This is a genomic window from Deltaproteobacteria bacterium (assembly GCA_019308995.1).
Lineage (GTDB): Bacteria > Desulfobacterota > Desulfarculia > Adiutricales > JAFDHD01 > JAFDHD01.
The window spans coordinates 1-11,345 of record JAFDHD010000103.1; the positions used below are offsets into that span (position 1 = coordinate 1).

Here is an 11,345-nt window from a genome sequence, read left to right on the forward strand (position 1 = left end):
AAACATGGTCAGGGCCGGTATCAATGAACGGGTTGCTATGATGATATCAGGCCACAAGACAAGGTCGGTTTTTGATCGTTATAATATTGTCTCACCGGATGATTTAAAGCGGGCGGCGGCCAAGCAAGAGGCTTACCGTCAATCACAGTGTGGTGTTAATAATGGTTTAAGAAAACGGGATAATGAGGGATTACGTGGAATAATACGGGAAATGTTTAAAAAAAACAATACGATGTGATATATGTGAATTTTAAATTCGTTCTAATTTAGTTTAAGAAAAAACTGCCTCTCTGTGGCCTGATTCCAACATGGTTTTAGAAAAAAATAATTCGCTTAACTCCCTGTTGTCACATAGAAAACGGCTCAAAATAGCCTCTTTTTCGTGGTTTTAGTCAGGCTAATTTTTTCAAGAACATAATTTTTTCTAAAACTAAAATATTTATAATTATTACAATATATTATCTTGATTCTTGAAAAACGACTAAAACCCGCCAAATTTTGGCTTTCAAGCCGTTTTTGAACCAAAAGTAGGTTAACATGGTTAGTTACTCTTAAAAACCATTAATTAGGCAAAAACACTGAAAATCTCTTATTTTCTCCGAAATACTCCTAAATGCTCGCTTTTTGTCCAAACAGAACGAGCCTTCAAGGGTAAATAACAAACTGCCAGGCGGGCGGACAAGTATAAACCTTTCATATAAATCCTTATCGTTGCTCGCCAGAGCGCCAGCCAGGGAAGCCAGAGCAACATATTCCGCGTCCAGATACTCATGCTCGGCTCTTTGGTTCTGGTTAATTCATAAAATAAAGTGTCAACCATCAAAACGGTGTGATTTGCGCACAGGAACTTGATTTGCTCCGGGCTCGCCGCGTCCAGGTAGCTCTTATCTAAGATGACGTAGACCATAACGACCGCGACGGCGCGGGGTGTGAGCTCTTATTTATTTCCTTCTTCAGGCGTCCAGTTGAACAATGAAGACACCAACGTTTGTAAAATATCTAAAAGATCCATCATCTGGCCCTTAGACTTTAAAAGCTCAACATCTATTTCGTCTGTTTCGCTCATACTGTACTTATATTCGCTCAAGACGTTAAACATATCCTGTAACGCCTTGTTATAACTGTTCATTGTTATGTTTAGACCATGATATAAAGGGTCTTGCCGTAGCGGTTTGGTCTTTAAAATGTCCTCCCAGGTCTTTGTGCGCCCTTTAAATAACGGCCCTTTTATTCCTTCCTGTAACAGCCAGTCAATAGAAACGCCGCATTTTAACTGAATTGCCTCCAAAAATTTTCTGGAGGGTTTAATTCTGTCGGTTTCAATGTCGGCAAGGTATCCCTTTGAAAATCCAAGCATTTCGGCGAAACTTTTTTGTGTACGTTTTGTCGCGGACCGTAATATTTTTATCTTTTTAGAAATGTCAGACATTTTTTCCTTGACTTGAACGTTATAATCAATTTATGATCGTTTAAAACGAATAATGTTAAAAAATTGGAGGCCCAATATGATCAAAAACAAGAACTTGCGGAAAGTCTTGATCGATGAGGACCTTACGATTAAAGGCTTGGCTCAAAAAACCGGCTACACCAGGGGGTATCTTAGTAGCGTACTCAATGGTCACAAGCAATCCCCCAGGGCTGAAAAACTCATCTCCTTTGTTTTAGGCCGCGCGCATAGTGAGCTTTGGCCTGATCATCAAACCGGCAAATAAATATAATAGTAGCATTATCTTACTTTTGTCACCTTTTCAAGGTCTTTTTTTAACTAATTTTGTACAAAAATCATTAGGGCCAAAACGCGCATGAAGAGAACGGACGGCCAATTGAATCTAATTGAAACGCGCTCTTTAAATCAGAGTCATGAAATCAAGCGCGCTCTGCGATTGGCTCTGGCCAAATCCGACCTTTCACGGGATCAGATCGTTGACGAGATGAACGATGTCGCTCATTTAGAGGGCATTGAGAAGAGGCTGTCAAAGGCGACTCTTGATTCCTGGACGAAAAACGCCGACCGCGACCGATTACCAACCCTTTTCTGGCTGACAATCTTCTGTTTTGTCCTTCAAGATATCGGTCCGATTCGAGCCCTGATTGATCCTTTAGGCTACTTGCTTATCGGCGAGCGAGATCAAAAACTTCTCGATTGGGCGAAAGCCGAACAGTCAAAAAGGCGCGCCACCAAAAAAGCGCGAGTGGCCTTGGAATTTTTGGATAATGAAATCTGAAATCATTACAATTAGGGAGCTTTCAAAGCTTTCCGGCCTTTCGGAAAAGGCCTTAAGGGTACGTGCCAACTCGGAGAGCTGGCCGTTTCAACACGCTAAAGGCAGAGGTCGCGGCGGTAGGGTGAAACATTTTATAACCGCTTCGTTGCCCGAAGAAATAAAAAAAACCATTCAATCATCCACTTCTGAAAAACAAGTAAATCATGAAGAGTCTGAAAAGTCTCTTTCTTCCATAAGCTCCGAGTCCTCCTTTCTGCCAACCTCCACAAACGGTTCGGGCCTGGCTGAATGGTCAGCCAGGCCCGAATCCTGCCGTGAGGAAGCGAGAAGGCGGCTCGGGATGGTCAATAAGGCGCGATCTATTAAATCGCGCAACCCCAAACAGGCCACTCCAGCCCTCAAGCGCTATGCGTTATCTCAGGGTGTCAGTCTGGCAACGCTCTACAAATACATGAAGGAAGCGGACCAAGCTATAAAGGCAGCTCAATCAATCGGCCAGGACGCGGTCATGGCTCAGATCCTGGCCTTGACACCGGGATATGGAAACAATCGCGGGGCCTGTCGCGCCTTTTCAAAAGAAGCGATTGCTTACGCCAAGGGCTTATGGCTCTCCCAGGAATTCTTAAATTTTTCCGATGTCTACGATCAGACGATCAATGAGGCCAGCATTCGCGGCTGGAAGTTCGGTTCGTATAATTCTTTGCTGAATGTTTTGAACCAGCAGATGGATGAAAGTTTGAAAGTTTTGGCTCGCCAAGGCGTCAAACGCTACCAAGCGGATTATGAACTGAAGATACTTCGGGACTACAAGGAAATCTGGTCGAACTTCATGTGGTGCGGGGATCATCATATCTTTGATGTCTTTGTAAAAGGGCCTGGCGGTAAAATTCTTCGGCCCTGGCTCACCGCCTGGATGGACATGGCGAGCCGTTCCTTCATGGGCTGGTGTATCTCCTTTCAGCCGAACTCAAAAACTATCGCCCTGGCCCTGGCTCATGCCATATCAGAGAAAAAGGACATTAACTTTCCTCAACACGGCCTTCCCTGGAGTGTCTATGTCGATAATGGCAAAGACTACCGATCCAAGTATTTGAACGGCGAATCTGTTCAAATCGGCCCGATCGACTATCCTGAAATCATGGAACGCTTTGCCGCTTTGGGGATTGACCCTTTTTATATCGACCTGGATTACGACCCTGGCCAGGGGGCCTGGGTTAAAAAGCGCGGCAACTTAAACGTAACGATTAAAAATGTTCGCGTTGGCGGGGTGTATGCCCGCCTGAATATTCACCAGCGCTATGCGACCGCTTATCACCCTTGGGCCAAACCCATCGAACGGGCCTTTATTAATGTGGTGCAAAGTTTTTCCAGACAACAGCCGGGTTGGTGCGGCTCAGGCCATGACCAGCGGCCTGAAAAATTGGCTCACGAGATTAAAACCGGAGCGATTCTCGACTTTGAGGAATTTTGCGAGCGCTGGTATCAATGGGTTGTCTACGGTTACAACAAGACGCCGCACTCCGGCCACGGCATGGATGGACGGTCGCCAAACGAGGTTTTTCAGGCCTTTGGCGCGCCGGAAAAAGTCGAACCGGAACTCCTCACCTTTGCCTTGTTCAAAAAGGAGCAGGTCAAAATCCACAACTGGGGCGGCTTTAAGCTTATGGGCCGCGAGTTTGAGCTTGACATACCTTCCGATCTGTCAGGCGCGGCCGTTTTAAACAAGCTGATTAACCGGTTCGTTACGGTGTTTTTCGATTTCGATCTCAAAATGACGCGGGTTTACCTGGATGGGAAATATGTCTGTGACGGCAGGCGGCTTCGCCGCGCGTCCTTTATCCGGCCTGACGATCCTGTCATGATGGAAAAGATCAAACTTCAAGCATACCAGGGGCAGCTTAATAAAGCTGCTTTAGCAAATATTCAAAAAGAAGTCCCGCCGCCAATAGGGCATGACCATGAAGCTCTTTTAGCTCTGACAACTGGCGGCATGGATCGGGATGAAAACCAGGTTAATACTGCGGAAGCCGATTGCTCTCAAGAGCTAATTCCTTTTTCCGAAGAGGAGCGGTATCGGATGATTCTTAAAAAGCTGGCTAAAGGCGAGAGTCTTTCTGAGGCCGACCGCGAGTTTCAGGCCGAATATGAAGCCGGTGAGGAATATCGGCAAATGCAGAAATTATACGAAGCTGACTTTTCTTACCTTAAACATCAGCATGGAAGGAGGGTCGCCTGATGCAGAAATCATTTTTCGCTACCAACAATTATCATGCCATTATCAAAGCGATTGCTGAGTTGAAAAACCGCGATCCAAGCCTACCAGGGCTTGGGCTATTTTATGGCCGGTGGGGCCTGGGCAAAACTGAAGCCATTGAACACTTTTATGGCGAGTCTAACGTCTATTATGTGATGTGTGAGGCCCTGTGGCGTGTGCGCGATCTCCTGAAAGGCATCTGTGATGAAATGAAACTCCTGCCTGACTACCGGACCGTGGATCGTTTTGATCAGATTTGCCGGGAGTTAAGGAGAAGAGGCGAATCTTTAATTCTTGATGAGGCTGATTACCTTTTCAAGCACCGTATCATGCTCGATATGATCAAGGACATGCACGAAAAAACCAAGGTGCCCATTATCCTGGTGGGCATGGAGGAGATATGCGGGAAGCTCCAGAAATACGGGCAGTTCTGGAGCCGGATTTTACCGGCTGGTATTGTTGAGTTCCAGCCCCTTTCGCCTCCTGAGATGATTCTCATTACCAAGGAATGGACAGGTTTGGAGGTAAGCCCTGAGGCCTCTGAACTGCTCTGCCGCTTTACAGAAGGCGACTTTCGTTACGTGGTAGGGTACTTGCTGGAATTTGAAAGAGCTTGTGCGGTCAACAAGACGCGGGAAATTGGTCTGCCGATGGTAGAGGCTCTCTTAAAGAAATCCAGCAAAAAAAGGGAGATTTCGGATCGCTACAGGCGGGGGGATATCAAACACCTTCACGCGGTTGGGAGATAGGTTTTTTCAATGGTTACAAGAGAAGGCAGCACTCAATCACGGACCTTTGAGGCCATTAAAGCCAGCGGGGAAATTACGATCAAGGGCCTTCAGGAAATCTTGGGAATGCCTGGCTCCAAAGGGTACGCCAGGATTTCTCACGCCGCGCGAGACCTCATGCTTGCCGGTTATATCGAACGAACTGCGCCAGCCACATATAAGTATGTCCGGGAACCCAAAGACCTGGATTACGCAAAGGCCCAAAAAAGGATGGTTCGGGTTATCCGAATTCGAACCAGGCGCCAGGAGCCCATAACAGCGAGAAAACTTTCTGAGCTTTCCGATTGCAGTCTTGATTGGAGCCGCAGATACGTCAATTACTTAGTCAAGAATGGATACCTTGAAAGGACCGGTTTTGAAAGGGTCGGACAAAGCAAGGTCAAGGCATCGGTTTATCTCGGAGTTGAAAGCAAATTAAATGATGATTGGCCGTCCATTAAAAGGCAAAGAAAAACGGCCAAACTTGACCGGATCACAGCCAAAATTCGGGAAAGGGCCTTAACGGTTGCCAGGGAGTGCCAGGCCAGCAGGGAAAGCCTTGCTGTAACAGCCGATCATCTGAGAGATATGATTTCCCTTATAGAAAACGCGCTGGCCGCAACAGATAATTTTTGAACATGGTTTAAGAAAAAACACCATGAAAAGCAGGGTCATGAAAAACGCTTCTCTTAAATCAAACAGACCGGGAAATGGCCTTTACAGCCGCCAAAACTGCGCGATCCATAAGGCCAGGGGTCAGCTCGTTATGACCCTGGATGATTGCCGGGAGTTGGCCAGAAATATCAGCGGTAAAGCTTCGCTCAGCTCGCTCAGCATCCGGGAACGCTGGCAGCTCATTGAGGAGCTGAAGCTCAAAGGGGCGAGAGTAACGAACCCGCGAATATCGGAAACCCCTGTTTCTTCCCAGGGTGGACATCGCCCTTCTCCCTCATCGGCTGTGGAGGGTCCTCCTGCTCCTGGGGACGGTGTCCACCCTGGCGGGAAACAGGAGAGCCCTGAAGAGGTGTATTTTGCGCGGCTTAATTACTGGAGGAAACGATTTCCGAAGTCGCGGCCCGGTTATGCCTCAAATAAGCAGTTGGCCTGGATTCAATCGCTTTGGGAGTTGAATTTTGAGGATGGACGCGCCGGGGTGAGCGGGCTGAGAGGGTTTATTGCTCGGCAAACCGCAAGCCTGGAAGATGGGCCGGTCTCTGACCTGGCTTTTCTTAGGGACAGCCATGTTGAAGCCGTTTTAACGCCTTTGAAACAGAAGGGTAAGGCTAATATGGGGGGAGTTAATGAAACCTAAGAGGGAGATGATACCGGCCTTGACGTTGTCTCAAAATTTCCGGCTGGCCATGACTGATGCGGGACTGACCTTTAAGGATTTGAGCCGGAAAGCCCGTGTTTCACTGGACACCGCTTACCGGCTGGCCGAAAGGCGCAGTCCCAAATTTGTAACTGATGAGGCTTTGCGGGTCGGAAAGGCCCTTGGCTTTACCAAAAAACAGGTCGAAGAAAAGATTCGCCAGGACCGGCTTGACGCCGGGCATGCTTACTCAAAAAAAGAGGAGCTGTACCGGCTCGTACGCCAGATGATTGATCTATTTGATTAATCTTTGATTGAGAAAGGAGAGGGGCTTTGGGAAAAAATACTTATAATCACGACTTGGTAGACGCCATTCAACAATGCGTTTATGACCTGCATTCTTTGTTCACCCTCTTGGATGAGGGCGACTTTGACGGAAAAGGCATTGTTGAAGTCAGGGATATCGGCAGAACCCTGATGAGCAAAACGTTTAAGGACCTTGCGGAGCTTTGTGATCTTGTTGAAGCCTGTTTGGGTAAAATTGAAATCAAAAAGGCCACAAATGATTATCCTTGGAAGCTTGATGGTGAGATAATCGGCTTGAATTTTACACCAAGTGAAAACCTGAAAAGACTCATCCAGGATTTAACGCCGGGCAATGGGCTGTCTTTTACAATGATATCTGACCAGGAAAAAAGGGCCTCCACCTTACCGACAAGCCCGGAAGAGGCCCTTGATAACACTCAGGATCAAGCCCCGAGAGTAGCTGTAGGATAACCGGGAAAGGGGCAAAAGTCAACTTTCCCTGGCTAGGCTGATCACCGAAAAGGCGGTAACCTCGCCGCTCTGCCAGGGAAAAAATAAAAGAGGGGTGGCCGAGAGGGGGTTGCTTTAGAAATGGGCAGCCCCTTCTTTTATTTAAAGGGCTGAAAGTGAGGCGGGTGTTGCTCAAGTTTAGAGGATTTAAGGGTTGGCTTGATATTGCGTTCGAGGAAAGAGGTTTTAAGACATGGAAAAATTAATCAATGTTGGCGGTCGTGAAATCAAAATCCGCACCTTAAGTTCCGCAGAAAAAAGGCAGATTGTTCAGAAGTTGATTCGCTCGGGCAGCGTTCTTTTTGAAGAGTATAAAATCGCCCTGTTTAAAATAGCGATTGAGGCTGTGATTGATGACGCGAGTTTCATAGAAAGTCTTACACCGGCTGAAATCAGCGAACTGTATAAACAAATTACTGAATTAAATTCTCTAAACCTTTTCGCGGCTCATAACTGAAAGCCGCAACGTCTTAAAAGGGAAACAAATGAACTCGCGACAAGTTAATTCAGTCAAAAACAGCAATAAGACCACGGCGGGCAAGGCCGAGATCACGACGGTTTTTTCACATAACGGAAGCTTTAATAAACCTTATCGAGGAGGGAGAAAGATGGACGCATTTAACGATCTGCAATCAGCAATGGACGTAGTATTTGGCCTGAAAAAGCCGGACGGAAGAGCTAAACATTTTAAGACTCTTCCTGACCTTTATGGTTACTACACAGGCGATGAAAGCGCTATGGGTGTTTTTAATCCAAGAGGATTGCCTGAAGAGTTGAGGGCCAGTATGGCCATTACTTCAAGCTCCTTTCCCAAAGCCCTGGCCAACACCTTAAACAGGTTTTTATCTGCTGGCTATAGCAAGATCAACTATTTTGAAAATGCCTTGATCAGCCAGAAAGGCCCCGCCAGCCACTTGCATCAAGGAAGGTTTGTTGAGCTTGGATGTTGGCCTGATCTGCCTGATATCGATCCTGAAGCTGAAGATTATCCGGAAATGGAAGAGCTTACAGAGGCTGAAAACGCTTTTGATTTGCTTCAGAAGGGCACTGCCATACCGATATCCCGCATGGTTGTTATCAACAATGAGGTTGGGCTTATAAAAAAGTTAATGGACAGATCGGGGCTCGTGGCCAGAAAGACGCATGCGCGGTATGTCTGGAGCTTCTTTGTTGATAACTCTAATTGCAATGACGGCACGTCCTGGTTTACAGAAGCGCATGGGAATTTGGGGAGCGACTCGTTCAGCATTTCGGCTGTGACTGCGGTTATTACGGCCCTGGCCAGCATGACCGAGCCAGGTCCATCGACTGACAAGATCGGGCTGGACCTCTCTAACTTTAAATGGCATTTGGCCGTGCCTATATCCATGTGGGATGACGCGGCTAAGCTGAATCAGTCTAAAAGTTACTATACGTCTAATGATCTGACCGCGAAAGAGCCAAACCCCTGGTACAGGCTTTTTGGAGCAAATAATGAACGGATCGCCACGCCGCCTTTCCTGACCAGCGATACTGATTGGGGTGTCATTCGTAATCCTGAAGAAGTTCCCATTGTGGAGATGCAATACTTAAACGGCCAGGAAGAGCCGGAAATCTACTTCGAGCAAAGCCCCTTGTCAGACAAGGCCATATCCGGGGACTGGTTTGGGCTTAAAATCAGGCATGAATACGCGGGGGCCGTTAGCGATTACCGTGGTGCCTATAAATCCACCCCGTAGGCTGTCGGCGAACGGCGTAAACTCTTTTTGGTCACCTTTAAAATGAAGATTAGGGAATCATAAAATGGCCAGGAAACTGAAACTGGAGCTGATCGTAGACGACAAGGGATCGGTCAAGGTCAAGCAGTTCGGCGATAAAACCGAGAGCGAACTGAAAGGCGTTGGCCGGGCAATGGATCGGCTCGACAAGAAAACCAAGGCGAGCGCCGGGCACTGGAAAAGCCTGATCGCTGTTGTCGGCGGCTTTATGGCAATTAGTAAAATCAAGTCGTGGGCCAGCGAATGGATTGAATACGCGGGCGCACAGCAGCAGGCCACCGCCGGGATGGAACAGTCCATGCGAAGCATGGGCCGGTATTCACCGGAGCTGAAAGCGCAGCTTTTAAGCGTCGCCAGCGCCCTTCAGGAAGTGACCACGTTCGGAGACGAGGCTACCATTGAAGGCCAGAAGTTCCTTCTCACGTACAAAAATATCACGGACGATCTGCTGCCCAGAACGTCAGCCATCATGCTGGACCTGGCCGCCCTCATGGGCGGCGACACCAGGCAGGCGGCCAACATGCTGGGCAAGGCTTCAATGGGCCTGTCCGGCGAACTCCGCCGCGTCGGTATCACCATCGATGAGGACATCGCCAAATCAAATGATTTCGCGGCCATTTTAGGCGAGATTGAAAAGCAGGTCGGAGGGCAGGCTCAGGCCCTGGCTCAAACCGGGTACGGCGGATTGAAACAGCTTGGCAACCTCGCCGGCGACGCCAAGGAAAAACTGGGTGACCTGATTCTGCTGGTCATGGACGCCGGGGTCTTTGATGAGCTGAAAAAACAGTTAAAAGATATCAACGAGGACCTGGAGTCCTGGATCGAAAACAATGACGACCTGATCGCGCAGAAAGTTCCCGAGTACATTGATGCCATCAAGGACAGCGCGTCCGGCTTATACGATGTTCTTGTAGAAATAAAACCCCTGGTCAGCTTCATGGCCGAGCACTGGGAAGTTTTTGCCGGGGCGTATATTGGTAGCAAGTTCGGGAAGGTGGGCGCAATAATTGGAGCTGGAACAGGATATGCCGCTAAATTATACGGAGAATACGAAAAAGAGAAAGAAGCATTTGCCATTCCAGAAAACCAACGAAAGGCCTTGAACCGTGAAATAAATGAAATCTTTGGTTATATGAAGCCTGGCATATCCGATAAGTCTTTTGAAAATTATAGAAAACGTGTTCATGACTTGATCGTGCAGCGTAATGAATTGCGTAAGGTTATGGAATTAGAAAATGCTGGAGAATTTCCAGTGGCCCGCCATTATACAACCATTTCCAAACCGGGCGGTTCCGGCGACAAAGGCGGCGGCACTGGAGGCGGCGGAGGTGGTGGAACTGTAAAAGACTGGGCCGACGAAATCAACCTGTGGGGCATGGAATGGGTTGACGCCGGGATCGCGATGGCGGCGGCGGACAAAGAAGCTAAAGGGCTGAATATAGATTTTTCCGGCCTTACCGCAGCAATTCAAAAACAAATCAAGCTTATGCAATATGAACTTTCGCCCGGTTACGCCAAATTCTTTAAGGGCGTTGAAAAAGGCCTGAAGGATACCATTGACGACTGGCAGGACTGGGCCGAGATGGGTGAAACCCTCACCAGGGACATGCTCTACGAAGTTCGCAACACCTTCTCAGATACCCTGTATTACGGCCTTAAAGGCGATTTTGACAGCATTGGTGACGCCTGGGAAGGTATGCTGGACAGCATGTTACGGTCGTCCATCGATATCTTTAGCCAGATCGCCATGTCCTACGCGGCTACCGGCCTGCTCAGCCTCATGGGCTTCAGAATGCCGGGAATGTCGTATCTGCCCGGCTTTGGATTGCCTTCCGGTCAGGGCGGCGGCACGGGCCTCGGCTCCACGGCGCTGACTGGCTATGGCCTCTATAGTTTACTGGGCGGGGGCGGCGGAGCCGCTACTCTGTCTGGCGGGGTAAGCGGCATCTCCGGCGCATACGCCGGAGCCAACCTTGTGGCCGGGGGAACCGGAGCCAGTACCGGCCTTTGGGCCTCTATCGCGCCTTACGCTCCTTACGCCGCTGGAGCGCTTGCGGGATGGTATCTTTTAGATCAAACAGGTATAGGAACCGCCTTGGTGGAGGGCTCCCAGGACATCCTCGAAGAAATCCCTCTGGTTGGCGGCGTGGCCAGTGACATTGTGGGCGGTATTGGAAATATTTTTGGTTTTGAAACCGGCACTCCCTTTGTGCC

Annotated in this window: 12 protein-coding genes; 11 read left to right on the plus strand and 1 reads right to left on the minus strand. The window is 48.4% G+C overall.

Annotation, left to right across the window (positions count from 1 at the left end):
- Positions 1–937 precede the first annotated feature (937 nt).
- Positions 938–1,429: a helix-turn-helix transcriptional regulator gene (locus JRI95_13810; GenBank protein ID MBW2062619.1), complete on the minus strand. Its 492-nt coding sequence runs from the start codon at positions 1,427–1,429 to the stop codon at positions 938–940.
- A 76-nt stretch (positions 1,430–1,505) separates the two neighbouring features.
- Here JRI95_13810 and JRI95_13815 point away from each other — a divergent pair, with 76 nt between their 5' ends.
- From JRI95_13815 to JRI95_13865, 11 genes are all read left to right on the plus strand, one after another.
- Positions 1,506–1,712, plus strand: coding sequence for a helix-turn-helix domain-containing protein (locus JRI95_13815; GenBank protein MBW2062620.1), 207 nt, complete (start codon positions 1,506–1,508; stop codon positions 1,710–1,712).
- A 111-nt stretch (positions 1,713–1,823) separates the two neighbouring features.
- On the plus strand, positions 1,824–2,225 hold the full coding sequence (locus tag JRI95_13820; protein MBW2062621.1) for a hypothetical protein: 402 nt from the start codon (positions 1,824–1,826) through the stop codon (positions 2,223–2,225).
- Complete coding sequence (locus JRI95_13825) at positions 2,215–4,461, plus strand: hypothetical protein (protein ID MBW2062622.1); 2,247 nt, start codon at positions 2,215–2,217, stop codon at positions 4,459–4,461. The genes JRI95_13820 and JRI95_13825 overlap by 11 nt, the downstream gene beginning before the upstream one ends.
- Positions 4,461–5,228, plus strand: coding sequence for an AAA family ATPase (locus JRI95_13830; protein MBW2062623.1), 768 nt, complete (start codon positions 4,461–4,463; stop codon positions 5,226–5,228). The genes JRI95_13825 and JRI95_13830 overlap by 1 nt, the downstream gene beginning before the upstream one ends.
- A 9-nt stretch (positions 5,229–5,237) precedes the next feature.
- Positions 5,238–5,882 carry a hypothetical protein gene (locus JRI95_13835; GenBank protein MBW2062624.1) on the plus strand — a complete coding sequence of 215 codons (645 nt, stop codon included), beginning with the start codon at positions 5,238–5,240 and terminating at the stop codon, positions 5,880–5,882.
- Positions 5,883–5,919: 37 nt separating this feature from the next.
- Positions 5,920–6,558 carry a DUF1018 domain-containing protein gene (locus JRI95_13840; protein MBW2062625.1) on the plus strand — a complete coding sequence of 213 codons (639 nt, stop codon included), beginning with the start codon at positions 5,920–5,922 and terminating at the stop codon, positions 6,556–6,558.
- Positions 6,548–6,865 (plus strand): hypothetical protein, encoded by a 318-nt coding sequence (locus JRI95_13845; protein ID MBW2062626.1) that lies wholly within the window; start codon positions 6,548–6,550, stop codon positions 6,863–6,865. The genes JRI95_13840 and JRI95_13845 overlap by 11 nt, the downstream gene beginning before the upstream one ends.
- Positions 6,866–6,891: 26 nt before the next feature.
- Positions 6,892–7,335 carry a hypothetical protein gene (locus tag JRI95_13850; protein ID MBW2062627.1) on the plus strand — a complete coding sequence of 148 codons (444 nt, stop codon included), beginning with the start codon at positions 6,892–6,894 and terminating at the stop codon, positions 7,333–7,335.
- Positions 7,336–7,567: 232 nt separating this feature from the next.
- Positions 7,568–7,831: a hypothetical protein gene (locus JRI95_13855; GenBank protein ID MBW2062628.1), complete on the plus strand. Its 264-nt coding sequence runs from the start codon at positions 7,568–7,570 to the stop codon at positions 7,829–7,831.
- A 151-nt stretch (positions 7,832–7,982) separates the two neighbouring features.
- A complete protein-coding gene (locus tag JRI95_13860) occupies positions 7,983–9,092 on the plus strand; it encodes a hypothetical protein (protein ID MBW2062629.1) in 1,110 nt (369 codons plus the stop codon).
- Between the two features lie 64 nt (positions 9,093–9,156).
- Positions 9,157–11,345, plus strand: a 2,189-nt coding sequence (locus JRI95_13865) for a hypothetical protein (protein MBW2062630.1), incomplete at its 3' end; no start/stop codon positions are given.

What these genes read in the sequence shown, in the direction of transcription:
- JRI95_13810 (MBW2062619.1), bottom strand. Translation starts at nt 1,429, where the DNA reads ATGTCTGACATTTCTAAAAAGATAAAAATATTACGGTCCGCGACAAAA.
- JRI95_13815 (MBW2062620.1), top strand. Translation starts at nt 1,506, where the DNA reads ATGATCAAAAACAAGAACTTGCGGAAAGTCTTGATCGATGAGGACCTT.
- JRI95_13825 (MBW2062622.1), top strand. Translation starts at nt 2,215, where the DNA reads ATGAAATCTGAAATCATTACAATTAGGGAGCTTTCAAAGCTTTCCGGC.
- JRI95_13830 (MBW2062623.1), top strand. Translation starts at nt 4,461, where the DNA reads ATGCAGAAATCATTTTTCGCTACCAACAATTATCATGCCATTATCAAA.
- JRI95_13835 (MBW2062624.1), top strand. Translation starts at nt 5,238, where the DNA reads ATGGTTACAAGAGAAGGCAGCACTCAATCACGGACCTTTGAGGCCATT.
- JRI95_13840 (MBW2062625.1), top strand. Translation starts at nt 5,920, where the DNA reads ATGAAAAACGCTTCTCTTAAATCAAACAGACCGGGAAATGGCCTTTAC.
- JRI95_13845 (MBW2062626.1), top strand. Translation starts at nt 6,548, where the DNA reads ATGAAACCTAAGAGGGAGATGATACCGGCCTTGACGTTGTCTCAAAAT.
- JRI95_13855 (MBW2062628.1), top strand. Translation starts at nt 7,568, where the DNA reads ATGGAAAAATTAATCAATGTTGGCGGTCGTGAAATCAAAATCCGCACC.
- JRI95_13860 (MBW2062629.1), top strand. Translation starts at nt 7,983, where the DNA reads ATGGACGCATTTAACGATCTGCAATCAGCAATGGACGTAGTATTTGGC.